Below are 17488 nucleotides of genomic sequence, written 5' to 3' on the forward strand. Positions count from 1 at the left end.
CGGTGATGTTGCCCCTGGTTCGGGCGCGCCCTCCGGACGTAACGCTTGAACTCGGCGCTGTGGGTGGTGCGGTGGGTCATGAGGATGCCTCCTCTCTTCGAGGCTTAGCCCCTTCTCCGCCATACCGGGTTACCCTCAACCGCAGGGTGGTCAGGAGCACGCGATCCGGCGAGAAAGCCGAAACTCTCCGAAAGCTCGCGGCTGGCCGCACGAATCAGGTGGAGGTACCGCTCCTGTTTGTGCCCGTCGAGGCGCATCAGTGGCCCGGCGATGCTCACAGAGGCCACCGCCTGACCCTGGTCATCAAAGATTGGGGCGGCAATCGAGAAGGTGTCCTCCTCCAAATCCGAGATCGCCACATGCGCGCCGTCCTCCCGGATGCGTTCCAGCGCCTGCTTCAACACGCCCGCATCGGTGATGGTGCTGTCCGTGAAGCGTTCCAACGGCTTCTCGAGAATGGCGTCGAGGACTTCCTGGGGGGCATACGCCAGCAACACTTTGGACGACCCCCCGGCGTGCAGCGGCCCGATGCGCCCCACACGGGCGAACATCCGCACCGGGTGCGGTGAGGTCCGGATGTCGATGACCAGGGAGTGCTGGCCTTCCCTGACCACGAGGTGGATGTTCTCCCCGGTCTCCTCGGCGAGGCGGTCGAGAATCGGCCTGGCCGCCCGGGTCAGCGAATACTGCTCCTGGGCCTGTTGACCGAGGATGAGGGAGGCCGACCCCAGGCGTACCGCGTGCTCCTCGTCGAACCAGACGTACCCGAGGCGGGCCAGGGTCTGGAGGATGCGGTAGACCCTGCTTTTGGTCATGCCCGCCTGAGCGGCGAGCTGCGGGATTTTCAGCTCCGGGGACTGACCGACCAGGGCGAGGACCTGAAGACCGGCCTCCAGGGCCGAGATGGTGTATTCCGGTGACGACTCGGGCGTTGCACTTGACTTTGACATACGGCGACCTCACACTACACCCAGTCACAATCCACACAGCGAATCAGTAATTCATCTGGTGAATCACAAGGGGAGGGGTATGTTGCTCGCCGAAGAACGCCAGCTTCTCGATGCCGTCACGCTCGACCGCCCGTGGGAACTGATCGAGGCGTTCAGTGGCCTCAAGCGCGAGCATCCCGACGACGTGCGCCGCGCCGCCGAGCAGATCGAGCGTCACCTGCGCCAGCTCGGCATCCCCGTCAAGGTTCACCGCCCGGAGCTGTTTCTCAGCCTGCCGCGCCGGGCGAGCGTCACCGTCGGCGGCGCGACCTTCAGCGCCAAGCCGATGGCGATGAGCGCCATTTTCGGTGAGGGACTCACGGCTCCCCTGGTCTACCAGCCCAGCGTCTACGCGGCCAATGCCGACGACATGTTCTCCAGCGCCCTGCTGGAGGGGGAAGTTGATGTCCGGGGCAGGATCGTCGTGACGGAGGGCTTCGGGATGCCCGGCAAGATTCGGGAACTCGAACGGCGCGGCGCGGTGGGCATCATCGCCATCAACCCCGGAGAGCGCGCCCACTGGGGCATCTGCACCAGCATCTGGGGCACCCCGGACCTGAACGATCTGCCGCGCAAACCCCGTGTGGCCGTCGCCAACGTCAACCGACCCGACGGGAACCGCCTGGTCGAACTCGCCAAGTCCGGAGCGGAAGCCGTGTTGGTCACCGATCTGGAGGAGGGCTGGTTCCCGTCGTCCGTTCCGGTCGTGACCATCCCGGGAACCGAGGACCCCGACGCCTTCGTGCTGCTGCACGGGCACTACGACTCGTGGGACTACGGCGTGGGGGACAACGCGGTAGGGGACGCCACCCTGCTGGAGGTCGCCCGCAACCTGTGGAACCACCGGGCGCAGTTGCGCCGCAGCGTGCGGATCGCCTGGTGGCCGGGGCACTCCACCGGACGGTACGCGGGGAGCACGTGGTACGCCGACCACTTCGCCCTGGACCTCTACCGCCACTGCGTCGCCCAGATCAACTGCGACTCGCCCGGCTGCCGCTGGGCCACCGAGTACAAGGACGTGAGCGTGATGGCGGAGGCCACCGCCTGGGCGGGCGACATCATCCGCGACGTGACGGGCCAGGAGATGCACGCGGAACGCCCGGTGCGAGCCGGGGACTACTCCTTTAACAACATCGGCCTCAGTGGGTTTTTCATGCTGCTCTCGACCATGCCGGGCGACCTGCGGGCCGAGAAGGGCTACTACGCGGTCGGGGGCTGCGGGGGCAACATCGCCTGGCACACCGAGGACGACACGCTGGAGGTGGCCGACCGCGACATCCTGCTCAAGGACATGCGGATTTACCTCCTGTCGGCCTACCGCACGGCCAACAGCACGGTCATCCCCTTCGACTACACCCGGACCCTCGACGAGTTCGAGCAGGCGCTGAACGAGTACGCAGCGGCGGCGGGAACGGCCTTCGACCTCGGCCCGGCGCGCGCGGCGGTCCACGACCTGCGGCTGGACGTGGGGCGGCTCGCCCGGTCTGCGCGGGCACTAAGTGGCGAGTCCCTCGCGTCCCCCGCCGTGCGCCGGGTGAACGCCGCGCTGATCTCGCTCGCCCGGCACCTCGTTCAGGCCAGCTACACGCAGGTTCCCGCGTTCTTCCACGATCCCGCCGAGCATGTGCCGCCGCTGCCCGACCTCGCCATCCTCGGGAGGCTCGCCGAGGTCGGGCCGGAAGAGCGCGGGTTCGTGCTCACCCACGCGCGGCGGGGGCAGAACCGGCTGCTCGCCCACCTGATGGACGCGCAGAACGCCGTTCGCAGCGCCCTGGACCACATCGAGGTTTCCGTCAAAGGAGGACCGTCATGACAAGGCCGTTGATGGTGCTGAGTTTCGCTCTGGGCGTGGGGGTGGCGAGCGCGCAGTCGAACATCCTGCAACTGCCGCTGATCAACGACCCGATCATGAATCCCCTGATCGCGCCGGAGCTGGGCAGCATCCTGGTGAACAAGGTGATCTTTCCGGGCCTCGTGCGGCCCAACGAGGACCTCCAGCCCGTCCCGGACCTCGCCCGGAGCTGGACGATCACCAACGGGGGCCTGGTCTACACCTTCACCCTGCGGGACGATGTGCGCTGGCACGACGGCAAGCCCTTTACCGCCGACGACGTGGTGTTCACCTTCAACACGGCCAGGGACCCCAAGAGCGGCTCGCGGCTGGCGTCGGACTTCAGCTCCATCAAGTCCGTGGAGGCGAGGGGCAGGAACACGGTGCGCTTCGTCCTCTCCCGCCCCTTCGCGCCGTTCCTGATCCTGCTGGGGCACAACGCAGGTATCCTGCCCAAGCACCTTCTCGAAGGCAAGGACCTCAACTCGGCGACCGCCTTCAACCGCCAGACGCCCATCGGGACCGGCCCCTTCAAGGTCTCGCGGGTCGTGCCCGGCGCGAGCGTCACGCTGGTCGCCAACCGGGACTACTACGGCGGCGCGCCCAAACTGGACGGCATCACCTTCAAGGTCGTGCCGGACCTGAACACCCAGGTCGCGCAACTGCGCTCCGGCGGCCTCGACTGGGTGACGCTGGAACCCAGCAACCTGCCGAGTGTCCAGGGGGCGCAGAACGTCACCATCAAGCAGGCCGACGCCGTGCAGCACTACCTTGTCTTCTTCAACCAGAAAAACCCCCTCTTCACGAGCGCCACGGTTCGGCGGGCCATGCAGTACGCGGTGAACCGCCGGGCGATCATCGACGGCATCCTCAAGGGGTACGCCGACTATCCGACCGGCACCATTCCCACGGCGCTGCGGACGTATTACGACAAGTCCATCAAGCCCGTCACCTACGACCCGGCGCAGGCGAGAAAGCTTCTCCTCCAGGCAGGCTGGCGACCCAACGCCCAGGGTATTCTTGTCAACGCCAGGGGTGAGCCTTTCAAGTTCACCCTGATCGTGGACAAGGGCAACGCCACCCGTGAGCAGGCGGCGCTGGCCGTGCAGCAGGACCTGAAGAGGGTCGGGATGGACGTGACGCTCCAGACCCTGGAGTTCGCCACGCTGGTACGCGACTACCTGATTCCCGGAAAGTACGACGCGAACCTGATCTGGTGGACCACGCCGCCCGACCCGGACCAGTACTCGTTCTACGCCACCGGCCAGGACAACAACGAGGCCGCCTGGAGCAATGCCCGCGCCGACGCCCTGCTCCGGCGGGGCCGCGAGACGGTGGACCCCGCCGCCCGCAAGAATATCTACAACGCCTACCAGCGCCTGACCATGCAGGACCCGCCCGTGCTCGTCCTCTACTACCCCAAGGAACTCCAGGCCATCAGCCGTCGGCTGACCGGCGTCCCTGACCTGGGCATCCGCGACGCCCTGCGCCACACCGAGCGGTTCGACCTGCGCTGATGCTCAGCCCCGGATTCGTCGCCCGGCGTGTGCTGCACGCCCTCGTCGTGCTGGCGGTGGTGGCGGTGGTGACCTTTTTCATCGTGCGGCTCGCGCCCGGTGGGCCGTCCCTCCTGGCCGATCCCGCCCTGCGGGACGCCGAACGTGCGGCCATCGAGGCACGGTTAGGGCTGGGCGATCCTCTGCCCGTGCAATTCCTGAAGTTCGTGGGAAACGCCGTGCGGGGCGATTTCGGGCAGAGCTTCCTGTTCGGTACTCCCACCTTGCAGGTCATCGCCTCGCGCCTGGGCAACACGCTGATCCTGGCAGGGGCCGCCCTGACGCTGACGCTGCTCGTCGCGGTGCCGCTCGGGACGATCTGTGGCCTGCGCCCCCACTCCTGGCTGGACCGGCTGATCAGCGTGGTGAGCGTCGTGGTGCTGGCCGTGCCCGTCTTCTGGCTGGGCCTGATGTTGATTATCGCCCTCGCGGTGCTGCGCCCGGTTCTGCCCGCCGGGGGGATGTACACGACCGGGATGGAGGGCAATGTCCCAGACCTCCTGCGACACCTCCTGCTGCCCGCCGTGGTGCTGGCGAGCGCGTCCATCGCCGAACTGCTGCGCTACACCCGCTCCAGCGTCCGGAGTGCCGCACGGCTCGATCACGTCCGCACGGCGCGGGCGAAGGGGCTGCCCCAGCGAGCGGTGAACCTGCGCCACGTCCTGAAGAACGCCCTGATCCCGGTCGTGACGGTCATCGGCCTGCAACTTCCCCGGCTCGTGGGGGGTGCGGCGGTGACGGAGACCATCTTCGCCTGGCCCGGCATGGGACGCCTCAGCGTGGAGGCGGCGCTGGGGCGCGACTATCCGCTGATCCTCGGCGTGACGCTGGTCGTGGCGCTGGCCGTCGTGCTCTTCAACCTGCTCGTCGATCTGCTCTATCCCCTGATCGACCCGCGCATCCGGACCGAGGCCTGAGATGACGGCCCGGCTGATTCACCCCCCACAGGCCCCGGCCCAGCGAACGTGGCGGCGGTTGCGTCGCGACCCGGTGGCCGTCACGGCGGCGGCGGTGTTGGCCGGGGTGGTCCTGTTCGCGTTCCTGGGGCCGGTGGTGCGGCCCGTCGACCCCGACACCCTCGACCTGGGAAATACCCTGGGGCGGGCCAGTGGGCAGCACCCGCTGGGCACCGACGAGAATGGCCGCGACGTGCTGGTGCGGCTGATGCTCGGCGGGCGCGTCAGCCTGCTGGTGGGGCTGTTCGCGGTGCTGGTCTCACTCCTCGTCGGCACCCTGGTCGGCGCGTTGTCGGGCTTCTACGGCGGGTGGCTGGAGGGCCTGCTGATGCGCTTCACCGACGGCATCCTGGCGCTGCCCGCCTTTTTCGTCAGCGTTCTGACCCTGACCTTCTTCGGCCCAGGGCTGGTGCCGCTGGTGCTCGTCATCGGCCTGACCTCCTGGATGGGGCTGGCCCGGCTGGTGCGCGGCGAGGTCCTGAAGTACCGCGAGGAGCAATACGTCGAGGCGGCCCGCGCGCTGGGGGGGCGCGATGGCCGGGTGCTGTTCCGGCACGTGCTCCCCCAGGTCCTCCCCACCCTGATCGTGAACGCCAGCGTTGGCATCAGCACCGCCATCCTGGCCGAGTCGGCGCTGTCCTTTCTCGGTCTGGGCATCCAGCCGCCCAATGCCAGTTGGGGAAACATGCTCAGCGGCGCGCAAAACTACTTCTACACCGCCCCCCGGCTCGCCGTATACCCCGGCCTGTTGATTCTCGTCACGGTCCTGGCGAGCAACCTGCTGGGGGACGCTCTACGGGACGCCACGGAGCCGACGGGTTGAAGGCCCGCAAGGAGAGTCCATGCCAGACAGACCACACAGCGGGGCCACCGCGAAGAGGAGCATGAACGTTCAGGCCATCCACGCCGACCTGGAGCGGCATTTCGACGGCGACCTGGAGGACATCCGCCGCTTCCTGCGCCAGCCCAGCATCAGCTACACGGGCGAGGGCATCCGCGAGACGGCGCGGGCCGTGGCCGACCTGATCGCCTCGCTGGGGGGTGAAGCCGAGATCGTCGAGACGCCGGGCCACCCCATCGTGTACGGCGAGCTGTGGCAGGACGCGCCCCGGACCCTGCTGATCTACGGCATGTACGACGTGATGCCCACCGACGAGGACGGCTGGATCGCCGAGCCGTTCGGGGCCGAGATTCACGACCTGCCGGGGCTGGGGCCGAGCGTCATCTGCCGGGGCGCGGTCAACACCAAGGGACCGCTCGCCGCCTTCTTCACCGCCATGCGCGCCGTTCAGCGGGTCGAGGGGAGGCTCCCCGTCAACCTGCTCTTCGCCGTCGAGGGCGAGGAGGAGATGGGCAGCCGCTCGTTTCCGGCCTTTGCAGAGGAGTACGCAGACAGGCTGAGGCGGGCCGACGCGGTGCTGTTCCCCTTCTTCGAACAGGACGAGGCCGGGATGCCCAGCCTGGTCCTGGGCACCAAGGGGATGCTGTACGTCGAGCTGATCTGCACCGGCGGCGAGTGGGGCGGCCCCACCGAGCGCGGCATCCACGGCAGCTACAACGCCTGGGTGGCGAATCCGGCGTGGCGACTGACGCGGGCGCTCGCCAGCTTTGTCGATAACGACGAGACCATTCTGGTGGACGGCTTTTTCGACGACGTGCGTCCCCTCCCCGAGCGTGAGGCGGCCCTCCTGGATGAGCAGATCGACGCGGGGCTATTCGACGCCGGGGTGTTCCGGGACGCCTACGCCGTGCGGCGGCTCAAGGAGCCGGACGACCGCCGCGCGTGGCACCGCCTCTTCTCGCAGCCGCAACTCAACATCGACGGCCTCTTCGCGGGCTACACCGGCCCGGAGACCAAGACCGTGCTGCCGCATCAGGCGACGGCCAAGGTGGACGTGCGGATGGTTCCCAATATGGACCCAGACAAAGTGCTGGCCGGACTGCGCGCGCATCTGGACAAAGGAGGCTACGGCGACATCGAGATCAAGGTCTACAACAAGTATCCCTGGTCGAAACTCAGCCTGGACGAACCCGCCGTGCAGGCCATGATCCGCACCTACCGGGCGCTGCACGGAGAGCTGCAACTGTGGCCGATCAATCCCGGCAGCGCCCCCTACTACGTCTTCGAGCGGCTGCTGGGCCTGCCCTACGTCACCGGCGGCCTGGGGCACGGCTCGCGGCAGCATTCCAGCAACGAGTACTGCACGGTCGCGGGCATCCTGGACTTCGAGCGGTCGATGGTCACGTTTCTGGACGAATTCACGCGGGGTCAGACCCCGGAGGGAGACGAACATGCGTAAATGGCTTCTGGCGGGACTTCTCTTGGCGGGCGGCGCGTCGGCCCAGACCATCGTGTTCGGCCTGAGCGGTGAGCCGATCAGCCTCGATCCCAGCGTCACGGCGGACGGCAACAGCGCCTACGTGCAGACGCAGATGTACAACAGCCTGATCAGCTTCAAGCCCGGCACCGTTGACTTGCAGCCCGACCTGGCGCAGCGCTGGACCACCAGCCCCGAAGGCCTGACCTGGACCTTCTACCTGCGCCAGAACGTCCGCTTTCACGACGGAACGCCGCTGAACGCCGAGGCGGTGCGCTTCAACTTCCTGCGGTGGTGGGACCCCGGCTTCGAGTTCGGCGCGAACAAATCCTTCCTGGGGTGGAAGAACAACCTGGGCGGCTACAGGGGCGAGGCGAGTTCCATCGTCAAGGACGTGAGGGTGAGGAATCAGTACGCCGTCGACATCGTGCTGGGTCAGCCCTACCCGGCCCTCGGCTCGGTGCTGGCCGACGCGGGCCTTTTCGGCATCGCCAGCCCCACGGCCATCCGCAAGAACCCGGCGCAGTACGGCACTCCGGCGGGTCTCGCGGTGGGGACCGGCCCCTTCGTGCTGAAGAAGTGGACCAGCGGCGTGAACGTGGAGTTGAGCCGCAATCCCCGGTACTTCCGCGCCGGGCTGCCCAAATCCGACGCCCTGACCTTCCGCTTCGTCAAGGACCCCGCCGGACGCCTCAACGAGCTGCTGACGGGCGGGGTGGACATCGCGGGCGACCTGCTGCCCGATCAGCTCAGGTCCGTCCAGTCCAATCCCCGGCTCCGGGAGGTGCTGCGCCCGGCCCTCAATCTGGGGTACCTGGGGCTGAACACCAGCTACAAGCCGCTCTCGGACGTGCGGGTTCGCACGGCGATTGCCATGGCCCTGAACAAAAAGGCCATCGTGGACGCCTTCTGGAACGGTCTGGGCACCACCGACGGCCACCTGCTGCCGCCGCCCCTGGCCCGCTACCACGCCAGGACGGTCACGGACTACAAGTTCGACCCGGCGGCGGCCAAGCGCCTGCTGGCGGCGGCGGGCTACCCCAACGGTTTCACGCTGGACCTGTGGTACATGCCCGTCTCGCGCCCGTACTACCCGACCCCCAAACCCATCGCCGAGGCGATGGCCGCCGACCTCTCGGCGGTCGGGATCAAGATCAACCTCAAGACCGCCGACTGGGCCAAGTACCTCGAAGACCGCCAGAACGGCAAGCTCCAGGCCTTCATGCTCGGCTTCGTGTACGTCACCGACCCCGACAGCGCCTACACCTACCTGATCGCGGGCGGCTCGACCACCGACATCAACTGGACCAGCCCGGAGGCGGACGCGGCCTTAGTGAGCGCCCGCAAGCTCCCGAACGCGGCCCAGCGCCTGCCCCTCTACCACAAGGTCGACGAGATCATGTTCAGGGAGGCCGTCCGGATTCCCATCGTGCATTCGCGTCTGCTGGCGGCCAGCGGCGCAGGCGTGAAGGGGTGGATTCCCAGCCCGACGGGTTCGGAGAAGCTGGACACGGTGGAGAAGTAACGGGGCGTTTCCAGCCTTCCGCCGCGCCCCTTCTCTCACCAGGAGCCTGCCCATGACTGACCTAAAAGACGCTCCGATGCAACAGAAGAATTACACGGGCTACAAGTCCTTCTCCTACCTGGAGGCGGGCACCGACTACAAGGTGTGGCCGCTCAGCCCGGAACTCAACCGGGTCCCCAGCCGCCGGGTGGAGGTCAGCGCCGAGCAGGAGGAGCGGGTGCGGCGTCTCTTCCGCGAACATCTGATGATCTCGCTGCACGACCACTGCTTCGTGGCTCCGCAGGACCTCTCGCAGTTCCTGGAGTTCCGCCGCTGGGGGCGCGACTTCACCGGGTACGAGGGGCTGAGCGTCTCCGGGCTGGACGCCGTGTTCGACAACCTGATGAACGGCACCGCCATGATCACCTCACGCGGCGGCTGGAAGTGGGAGGACATCGTTTACGACCTCGGGATGCGCCTGTCCGACATCGCGCATCAGGACATGGTGATCCACTGCAAGACCACCGAGGACATCGTGAACGCCAAGAAAAACGGCCAGATCGCGTTCATCGTGTCCATCGAGGGCGCGGCGATGATCGAGAACGAACTCGACCGCCTCGACATCCTGTACGGTCTCGGCGTGCGCTGCCTGGGCATCGCCTACAGCGAGGGCAACGCGCTGGGAGCAGGCCTCAAGGAACCTCGCGACGGGGGGCTGACCGTGTTCGGGCGGCAGGCGGTCAGGCGCATGAACAAGCTCGGCATCGCCATCGACGTGAGCCACAGCGGGGACCAGACCTCACTCGACACCATCGAGGCGAGCGAGAAGCCCATCTTCATCACGCACGCCGGGGCGCGCGCCCTGTGGAACTCCAACCGCCTGAAGCCCGACGACGTGATCCGGGCCTGTGCCGGGAAGGGTGGGGTGATCGGCATCGAGGCCGCGCCGCACACCACCCTCACCGAGCGGCACCCACGCCACAGCATCGAGTCCTTCATGGAGCACTTCGAGTACTGCGTGAACCTTGTCGGGATCGACCATGTGGCCTTCGGGCCGGACGTGCTGTTCGGCGATCACGTCGGGCTGCATCACGCGCTCAGCGAGGCGCTGTCCATCGGGGCCTCGCGCGGGCACCTCCAGTACGAGGAGGTCGAGTACGTGGACGGCATCGAGAATCCCGCCGAGGCCTTTCCCAACATCGTGCGTTGGCTGGTGAAACACGGCTACAGCGACGAGGACATCGCCAAGGCGACGGGCGGCAACGTGATGCGGGTGCTGAAGGAGGCGTGGTACCGGTGAGCCGGACCCTGGAGGTCAATGGCGTCCGGCTGGTCTACGACGATTCCGGGGACGACACGGGGCGCAAAACGACCATCGTCACGCTGCACGGCGGGCCGGGGATGGGGAGCCGCGTGAGTGACTGGGCCGCCTTCCAACCGCTCACCGACCACTACCGCCTGATTTCCTACGACCAGCGGGGGAGCGGGGAGTCGGAGGGGGCCGAGCCGTACTCGCACGCGCAGTTCGTGGCGGACCTGGAGGCGTTGCGGACGGGGCTGAATCTGGGCAGGATCGTCGTATTGGGCGGGAGTTACGGCGGCTTCATCGCGTTGGAGTACGCCCTGGCCCGCCCGGAGAACCTGCACGCGGTCATCCTGCGCGACACGGCGGCGAGCAACCGCTTTCAGGGCACCAGCAAGGAGCGGGCGTTGAGCAGCGGCTTCCCGATGGACGGGGAGACGCTCGACCGCCTCTTCTCAGGTCAGATACAGGACAACGGCGACTTCCGTGCCAGCTTCGCCATGATCCAGCCGCTGTACACCGTGGAGCGTGATCCGGCGGCGGAGGCCGAACGCCTCGCCCGCATCCCCTTCCGGTACGAGACCCACAACTGGGCCTTCTCGCGCAACCAGCCGACCTACGATCTGGTGGACCGCCTGCCCGAGATCACGGTGCCCGTCCTGGTGACGGTGGGCCGCCACGACTGGATCACGCCGCTGGAGGCCAGCGAGGAACTGGCCGCCGGGCTGCCGGGGGGCGAACTGGTGGTGTTCGAGCGCAGCGGGCACTCGCCGCAGATCGAAGAACAAGCCCTCTATCTCCAGACCGTCCGCGAGTTCCTGGCCCGTCATCTGGCGGCGGTGGGCGCGGCGTGAGTGACCTCGGCCCCATCAGTCAGCAGGAGCGCGCGGCGCGGGCGCAAGCGGTCTTCGACCATCTGGATACGCCCCTGGACGCCCTGGTGCTGTTCGACGATCAGTTCATCTTCTACTACAGCGGCTTCGCCTTCTTCCCCACCGAGCGGCCCATCGCCCTGATCATCACGCGGGGCGGCGAGCGCGTCCTCTTCGTGCCCCGGCTGGAGCGCGAACATGCCGCTCAGACCGACGAGGCCGAGCGGGTGGTGGACTACCCGGAGTTTCCCGGCCAGCCCCACCCGATGAGGCACCTGTCCGACCTGCTGGCTGAACTGGGACTGGACCGGGCCAGGCTCGGCGTCGATCACGATGGCTACCCGCCCGTGATGGGCTACGACGGCCCGGCATTGAGTGAGCAGCTTGGAGGGGCCAGAGTTCGACGGGTCACCCGCGCCCTGGACCACCAGATGGCGCTCAAGTCTCCGGCGGAAGTGGCGCTCATCCGGGAAAGCGCCCACTGGGGAGCGCACGCCCACCATCTGCTGCAAACCTATACCCGAGTTGGCGAGAACGAGACGGAGGTCGAAGCCCGCGCCACCAAAGAGGCCACCGCCAGCATGATCGCCGCGCTGGGCGAGGGGTACCGGGGCCAGAACCGCTGGCTGAGCGGCGCGGTAGCCCTCTACCGGGGGCAGATCGGCGTTCACAGCGCCCTGCCGCACGCCATGACCACCGGAGCCACCTTTGGTCACGGCGATACGCTCGTCACCGGGGCTGGGGCCGCCGTCTGGGGCTACCTCAGCGAGCTGGAGCGCACCATGTTCGTGGGGGAGGCGAGCGCGCGGCAGCGGCTCTTCTTCGGGCACATGCTCAACCTGCAAGACATCGCCTTCGAGGCGCTGCGGCCCGGACGCACCTGCGCCGAGGTGGACCGGGCCGTGCGGGCCTACTACGAGCGCGAGGGGCTGTGGGACCACTGGCGGCACCACGTCGGCCACAGCCTGGGGCAACGCATCCACGAGAGTCCCTTTCTGGACCTCGGCGACGACCGCCCCCTGGAACCTGGCATGGTGCTGAGCGTGGAACCGGGCCTGTACGTGCCGGGGCTGGGCGGCTTCCGGCACTCGGACACCATCCTGATCACGGCGAACGGCATGGAGCTGCTGACCGATTACCCCCGCGATCTGGAGAGCCTGACCTTGCCGGCCTGACCGGGGAGACGACCAGCCCGACACTCGTGGAGAGGTTCTGGACCTCACGAGGAGTCCGGGACCGGGTGCGGAAAAGGGTAATGTTTCCTGGAGGCCCCTGCCCGCAGTCGGACTTCACCGCCAGCGTCGCTCCTGTCAACCGAGGTCCCCGTCCTGCCCTGCGGAGGTTTCATGGAGAGGCTCAACGTTCACGACGACCACCGCCGCTTCCGGGCCCTGCCCGCCACGGTCGGGCACCTCCACTTCCCGGCGGGCACGGTCCTGCCGGAGACCTGGCACGCGCAGGACGAGGTGTCCTTTATCCACAGCGGCTCCCTGCGCGCGGTCAGCGGCGACGAGGAGTTCCTGATCCGGGCCGGGGACGTGACCTTCATCCCCGCCGGGGAACGGCACCGCGCCGTCGTGCTGGAGGACGTGACGCTGAGCTACGTGCTGCTGGAGAGGGAATGAGTGTCGGTTGGCTGGCCCGCCGGGTGGCGCTGGCTCTCCTTGCGGCGTTCGGGGTCAGCGTGCTCGTCTTCGCGCTCCTGCGGCTGGTGCCGGGCGACGTGGTGACGAACCTGATCGGCCTGGAGGGGAACGTCAGCCCGGAGGGGCAGGCGGAGATGCGGCGGCTGTTCGGGCTGGATCAGCCGATCTCCGGGCAGTTCGCCACCTGGTTCGGTAGCCTGCTGCGGGGCGACCTCGGGGTCAGCCTCCGCACCGAGCGTCCGGTGTTCACCGACCTGCTGCTGCGCTTCCCGGTGACGCTGGAACTCACCCTGCTGGCGCTCCTGATCGCCCTCTTGATCGGGGTGCCGCTCGGCGTGACGGCGGCGCTGCACCGGGGCAAGCTCGCCGACGTGCTGTCGAGCGGTTTCGTGCTCGTCGGCCTCGCCGCGCCGGAGTTCTGGGTGGCCCTGCTGCTGATCCTGCTGCTCAGCCTGAAGTGGCCGCTCTTTCCCCCCAACGGCTTCGTGCCGTTTCAGGAGTCCCCCTGGGAGAACCTGCGCTCGGTGTTCCTGCCGTCGCTGGCGCTGAGTCTGGGGCTGGCCGCCGCCGTCACGCGGATCGTGCGCGCGAGCCTGCTGGAGGTCCTGACGCAGGATTACGTCCGCACCGCCCGCGCCAAGGGACTCGCGGAGCGCCGGGTGGTGTACCGCCACGCGATGCGCAACGCCCTGATCCCCGTCGTCACGGTGGTCGGCCTCCAGGCGGGCAGCCTGCTGGGCGGAGCGGTGATCATCGAGCAGATCTTCGGGCTGCCGGGCGTGGGGCGGTACGCGCTGGAGGGCATCAACCTGCGCGACTACCCGGTGGTGCAGGGTGCCGTGCTCTTCATCGCGGTGAGCTACGTGCTCGTCAACGTGGTCGTGGACGTGCTGTACGGGCTGATCGACCGGCGGGTGGTGTACGGGTGACGGCCCTGCCGGTCGTCCCCACCGTTCAATCGCCCGTGCGCCGGGCGGCCCGCCTGTTCTTCCGCTCGCCCGGCGGGGTGATCGGCCTCGCGCTGACGGTGCTGATCGTGCTGTGCGCGCTGCTGGCCCCCCTCCTCGCGCCCTACGACCCGGTGGCCTACCTGCCCGCCGACCGGATGCAGGGTCCCAGCCTGCGCCACCCCCTGGGCACCGACCTGTACGGGCGGGACCTGCTCTCGCGGGTGATCTACGGCAGCCGCATCAGCCTGTCGGTGAGTGCCCTCAGCGTGGGCCTGGCCCTGCTGGTGGGGGGGCTGTTCGGGGCGCTGACCGGGTATTACCGGGGCTGGGTGGACACGGTGGTCATGCGGGTGACGGACGTGTTCCTGGCCTTTCCCGCCGTGCTGCTCGCCATCGCCCTGCTCGCCTTTCTGGGCGGCGGCTTCTGGAACCTGACGCTGGCCATCGCGGTGGCCTTCACCGCCCCCTTCGCCCGGGTGGTGCGCGCCGCCGTCCTGCGAACCCGCCACGCCATGTTCGTGGAGGCGAGCGGTGCCCTGGGCGCGACCGACTCGCGGCTGCTGTGGCGGCACGTGTTGCCCAACGCGGTGGGTCCCATCCTGGTCGAGATCACCCTGCGCCTCGCCTACGCCATCCTCGCCGAGGCGGCCCTGAGCTTTCTCGGCCTGGGCACGCAGCCGCCCGCCCCCGCCTGGGGTCAGATGATCGCGGACGGGCGGCCCTTTCTGGAAACGAATCCCTGGATCTCCATCGCCCCCGGCCTGGCGATCATGTTCACCGTGCTGGGCTTCAACCTCTTCGGCGACGCCCTGCGCGACGCCCTCGACCCCCGGCTGGGTCGCTGACCCCGACTCTCCCCCATCTTCGCGCTCCCCAGGGGCACCCAGGAGGCACCATGAACCAGCGTCACGTCCTGAAGGCTTCGCTCCTCGCCCTCGGCCTGTCCTCCGGGGCCGCCGCGCAGACCTCCGGCGGCGTCCTGCGGGCCGGGATGCAGGCCGACCCGGTGGGCCTCGACCCCCACGTCACCGAGGCGACCTCCACCCGCAACCAGCTTGAGAACGTGTACGACACCCTGGTGGCCTTTGACGGCAGCGGGCGGATCGTGCCCTCCCTGGCGACCCGCTGGACGGCGAGCGCGAATGGGCTGACCTGGACATTCACGCTGCGGGGCGGGGTGCGCTTTCACAATGGCCGCGCACTGGAGGCGGGCGACGTGGTGTACTCCATCAACCGCCTCAAGAACCCGGCCACCAGGTCCCCGCGCAGCGGCGACTTTGAACTCGTCAGGTCGGTGACCGCGCCGAACAAGACGACGGTGGTGATCACGCTCAGCAGGCCCTTCTCCCCGCTGCTCAGCAAGCTCGCCTTCAGCCTGAACGTCATCGTGCCCAGGGAGGCGGCGGCCACGCTGAACACCCGGCCCGTGGGGACGGGACCCTTCACCTTCGTGGAGTACGTGCCGCAGACGCGCATGGTGCTGCGGAAGAACCCGAACTTCTGGGGGCGGGACGCGAGGGGCACCCGGCTCCCGTACCTCGACGGCATCACGTACACCTACCTTCCCGACCCCACGGCGCGGGTGACGGCGCTGCGGACGAACACCGTGGACTGGATCGAGTACGTGCCCGCGACCGACATCAAGACGCTCCAGGCCAACCCGCAGGTGCGCGTGCTGGGCGGGCCGAGCGCGAACTACCGGGCGCTGTTTTTCAACGTGGCGCAAAAACCGCTCGACGACGCGCGGGTGCGCCGGGCCATCGCCTACGCCATCAACACCCAGGAGATCGTGGACGTGGCCCTGCTGGGCACGGGGGGCCTGCCCGCGCGCGGCACCACCCTGCCGAACGGCAACTACTACGCCGTGCCCGACCCCAACTACGGCAAGCCCAACCTGGAGCGGGCGCGGGCGCTCCTGCGGGAGGCGGGCTACGGAGGCGGCTTCACGCTCGACCTCAAGGTCACCTCGACCTACGACTTCCTGCGTACGCCCGCCGAGATCATCCAGGCGCAACTCGCGCCCCTGGGGATCAGGGTGAACATCACGGCGCTGGAGTGGAGCGTGTACCTGCCGGACATCCTCAAGAAGAACTACACGGCGACCATCCTGGGCGAGAGCGGGCAGGGCGACCCGGACGACTACCTCTACACCCCCTTTGCGTCCGACAGCGGCGGGAACCTCACGAACTTCAAGGACGCGGGACTCGACCGGCTGCTCGATCAGGGTCGGCAGACCAGTGGTGCGGCGGCCAGAAAAGCCATCTACGCGCAGGTGCAGCGTCGGCTGGTGGACCTCAGCCCGATGGTCTTCCTGTATTCCAGCACGCAGTACGAGGCGGCGACCCGGCGGGTGCAGGGCTACCAGCATTACCCGAACACCAGTTACCTGGGCTTCCGGACCACCTGGCTCCGGTAAAGCCCGCCCCCGGGTAACTCGGGGGAAGTCACCTGCTGCCCCTCCCCCTGGTGAGGCTTCCACCCTCCACCAGGCCTCCTGTACCACAGCGAGCGGGGGAGCCAGGACGCCAGCCGGGGAGTTCAAGAACAACTGGCCCGCCGGCGGGCCAGGGGCAGCCTGAGCCGCAAGGGGGAGTGTTGGGACAACGCGGTCGTGGAGAGCTGTTTCAGCTTCCTCAACAGGGAGCTGTTCGAGGACCTCATCGTTGAGAACCGGGCTGCTGCACGGCGGGCAGTCTTCGAGTCCACCCTCGGTCTTCTCCCACCGCCAGCGACGCCATGCCACGCTCGGGGACTTGACGCCCCTGGCGTTCGAGCGCCAAGCTACAGCCGCTTAACTTCACCGACGCACAAGCCGGACAGGCCCAGGATAGCCTGGAAGTGTGTCCGACCTCCTCCCTCCAGCCTGGCTCAAAGAGGCCAGGAGACAGGTTCAGTCTGCCCTGCCTGACCTCTGGCCCGAGTTTGATCCGGGGCGCATTCCCCTCCTCTTCTTTGGCGGCGGGGTGACTCATCTGAGCGGGGCTATGCCACAGGAACCGGGCTGGGAACCCGCAGAGGGAGGTTGGGTATGGCCGGGACGCCACCCTGCCCTCACGGCAGGCACCGCACTTGACGAGGTGTTGCGCGCTCGCCTGGGCACGTCGCCTCTCCCCTTCCCCACTCCGGCGCTCATGGAGGCGGAGGCGGCACAGCTCGCCACCTGTGAGACAAAGACGCGGTTGGTGACGCGGCTGGACGCCTTTCGAGGACTGCCGGGAACGCGCCTATCCCTCAAAAGTCAGGTCCCCTTGCAGGTCGTGGGCTTCGACCCCCTCAATCTTCACGTCCTCCCCGACGGTTCTTACCTGCACGCCCGTTACCTGCGTCTTTCCGGGCCAGCAGTCGAATTGGAAGTTCTGGGAGGGCAGGCACTTGCCCACGGTCCGGGACCGCTCACAGTCACCGACCTGGAAGTGGCCGGACTGCCCGCCGACCTCACTCCTACTCTCGAAGCCGGGAGATGGTGCTTGAAGGGCGAGGTTCTGAGCGTTCAAGTTTCGCAGAGCTGCGTGACCAGGGACGGCGCGGGCGGGTGGCACCTGCACTTCTGAGCACTCCCGGCC

At 68.0% G+C, this 17488-nt stretch carries 15 protein-coding genes and 1 pseudogene; 15 read left to right on the plus strand and 1 reads right to left on the minus strand.

Annotation, left to right across the window (positions count from 1 at the left end; translation table 11 throughout):
- Nucleotides 1-104 precede the first annotated feature (104 nt).
- Nucleotides 105-950: an IclR family transcriptional regulator gene (locus V3W47_RS16225; protein ID WP_331826268.1), complete on the minus strand. Its 846-nt coding sequence runs from the start codon at nt 948-950 to the stop codon at nt 105-107.
- 79 nt (nt 951-1029) lie between these two features.
- On the opposite strand from V3W47_RS16225, the gene V3W47_RS16230 reads away from it, so the two are divergent.
- From V3W47_RS16230 to V3W47_RS16300, 15 genes and pseudogenes are all read left to right on the plus strand, one after another.
- The gene (locus tag V3W47_RS16230; protein WP_331826269.1) at nt 1030-2802 is read left to right on the plus strand and encodes a M28 family peptidase; all 1773 of its coding nucleotides are present in this window, start codon (nt 1030-1032) and stop codon (nt 2800-2802) included.
- Complete coding sequence (locus V3W47_RS16235; protein ID WP_331826270.1) at nt 2799-4337, plus strand: ABC transporter substrate-binding protein; 1539 nt, start codon at nt 2799-2801, stop codon at nt 4335-4337. Before V3W47_RS16230 ends, V3W47_RS16235 begins: the two co-directional genes overlap by 4 nt.
- Nucleotides 4337-5293 carry an ABC transporter permease gene (locus tag V3W47_RS16240; protein WP_331826271.1) on the plus strand — a complete coding sequence of 319 codons (957 nt, stop codon included), beginning with the start codon at nt 4337-4339 and terminating at the stop codon, nt 5291-5293. Before V3W47_RS16235 ends, V3W47_RS16240 begins: the two co-directional genes overlap by 1 nt.
- Before the next feature lies 1 nt (nt 5294).
- The gene (locus tag V3W47_RS16245; RefSeq protein WP_331826272.1) at nt 5295-6155 is read left to right on the plus strand and encodes an ABC transporter permease; all 861 of its coding nucleotides are present in this window, start codon (nt 5295-5297) and stop codon (nt 6153-6155) included.
- A 19-nt stretch (nt 6156-6174) separates the two neighbouring features.
- Nucleotides 6175-7632: a M20/M25/M40 family metallo-hydrolase gene (locus V3W47_RS16250; RefSeq protein ID WP_331826273.1), complete on the plus strand. Its 1458-nt coding sequence runs from the start codon at nt 6175-6177 to the stop codon at nt 7630-7632.
- Nucleotides 7625-9175 (plus strand): ABC transporter substrate-binding protein, encoded by a 1551-nt coding sequence (locus tag V3W47_RS16255; protein ID WP_331826274.1) that lies wholly within the window; start codon nt 7625-7627, stop codon nt 9173-9175. The genes V3W47_RS16250 and V3W47_RS16255 overlap by 8 nt, the downstream gene beginning before the upstream one ends.
- A gap of 52 nt (nt 9176-9227) precedes the next feature.
- Nucleotides 9228-10454 (plus strand): dipeptidase, encoded by a 1227-nt coding sequence (locus V3W47_RS16260; protein WP_331826275.1) that lies wholly within the window; start codon nt 9228-9230, stop codon nt 10452-10454.
- Nucleotides 10451-11311 (plus strand): alpha/beta fold hydrolase, encoded by an 861-nt coding sequence (locus V3W47_RS16265; protein WP_331826276.1) that lies wholly within the window; start codon nt 10451-10453, stop codon nt 11309-11311. Before V3W47_RS16260 ends, V3W47_RS16265 begins: the two co-directional genes overlap by 4 nt.
- Nucleotides 11308-12504: a M24 family metallopeptidase gene (locus tag V3W47_RS16270; RefSeq protein ID WP_331826277.1), complete on the plus strand. Its 1197-nt coding sequence runs from the start codon at nt 11308-11310 to the stop codon at nt 12502-12504. The genes V3W47_RS16265 and V3W47_RS16270 overlap by 4 nt, the downstream gene beginning before the upstream one ends.
- Before the next feature lie 171 nt (nt 12505-12675).
- A complete protein-coding gene (locus V3W47_RS16275; protein ID WP_331826278.1) occupies nt 12676-12954 on the plus strand; it encodes a cupin domain-containing protein in 279 nt (92 codons plus the stop codon).
- Nucleotides 12951-13904, plus strand: a complete 954-nt coding sequence (locus tag V3W47_RS16280; protein WP_331826279.1) for an ABC transporter permease — start codon at nt 12951-12953, stop codon at nt 13902-13904. The genes V3W47_RS16275 and V3W47_RS16280 overlap by 4 nt, the downstream gene beginning before the upstream one ends.
- Entirely contained in the window at nt 13901-14770 is an 870-nt protein-coding gene (locus V3W47_RS16285; protein ID WP_331826280.1) for an ABC transporter permease, read from the plus strand. Before V3W47_RS16280 ends, V3W47_RS16285 begins: the two co-directional genes overlap by 4 nt.
- A gap of 50 nt (nt 14771-14820) precedes the next feature.
- Nucleotides 14821-16341 (plus strand): ABC transporter substrate-binding protein, encoded by a 1521-nt coding sequence (locus tag V3W47_RS16290; RefSeq protein WP_331826281.1) that lies wholly within the window; start codon nt 14821-14823, stop codon nt 16339-16341.
- A 63-nt stretch (nt 16342-16404) separates the two neighbouring features.
- Nucleotides 16405-16720: pseudogene (locus tag V3W47_RS16295) on the plus strand (IS3-like element ISDds1 family transposase); the annotation flags it as partial.
- A gap of 282 nt (nt 16721-17002) precedes the next feature.
- The gene (locus tag V3W47_RS16300) at nt 17003-17476 is read left to right on the plus strand and encodes a hypothetical protein (protein WP_331826282.1); all 474 of its coding nucleotides are present in this window, start codon (nt 17003-17005) and stop codon (nt 17474-17476) included.
- Nucleotides 17477-17488: the final 12 nt, after the last annotated feature.

The sequence above is a fragment of the Deinococcus sp. YIM 134068 genome (assembly GCF_036543075.1).
Lineage (GTDB): Bacteria > Deinococcota > Deinococci > Deinococcales > Deinococcaceae > Deinococcus > Deinococcus lichenicola.

Excerpts from the sequence above, each read along its gene's own strand:
- V3W47_RS16245 (WP_331826272.1), top strand. The coding sequence starts at position 5,295 with ATGACGGCCCGGCTGATTCACCCCCCACAGGCCCCGGCCCAGCGAACG.
- V3W47_RS16240 (WP_331826271.1), top strand. The coding sequence starts at position 4,337 with ATGCTCAGCCCCGGATTCGTCGCCCGGCGTGTGCTGCACGCCCTCGTC.
- V3W47_RS16255 (WP_331826274.1), top strand. The coding sequence starts at position 7,625 with ATGCGTAAATGGCTTCTGGCGGGACTTCTCTTGGCGGGCGGCGCGTCG.
- V3W47_RS16225 (WP_331826268.1), bottom strand. The coding sequence starts at position 950 with ATGTCAAAGTCAAGTGCAACGCCCGAGTCGTCACCGGAATACACCATC.
- V3W47_RS16280 (WP_331826279.1), top strand. The coding sequence starts at position 12,951 with ATGAGTGTCGGTTGGCTGGCCCGCCGGGTGGCGCTGGCTCTCCTTGCG.
- V3W47_RS16260 (WP_331826275.1), top strand. The coding sequence starts at position 9,228 with ATGACTGACCTAAAAGACGCTCCGATGCAACAGAAGAATTACACGGGC.
- V3W47_RS16230 (WP_331826269.1), top strand. The coding sequence starts at position 1,030 with ATGTTGCTCGCCGAAGAACGCCAGCTTCTCGATGCCGTCACGCTCGAC.
- V3W47_RS16235 (WP_331826270.1), top strand. The coding sequence starts at position 2,799 with ATGACAAGGCCGTTGATGGTGCTGAGTTTCGCTCTGGGCGTGGGGGTG.
- V3W47_RS16275 (WP_331826278.1), top strand. The coding sequence starts at position 12,676 with ATGGAGAGGCTCAACGTTCACGACGACCACCGCCGCTTCCGGGCCCTG.
- V3W47_RS16250 (WP_331826273.1), top strand. The coding sequence starts at position 6,175 with ATGCCAGACAGACCACACAGCGGGGCCACCGCGAAGAGGAGCATGAAC.
- V3W47_RS16290 (WP_331826281.1), top strand. The coding sequence starts at position 14,821 with ATGAACCAGCGTCACGTCCTGAAGGCTTCGCTCCTCGCCCTCGGCCTG.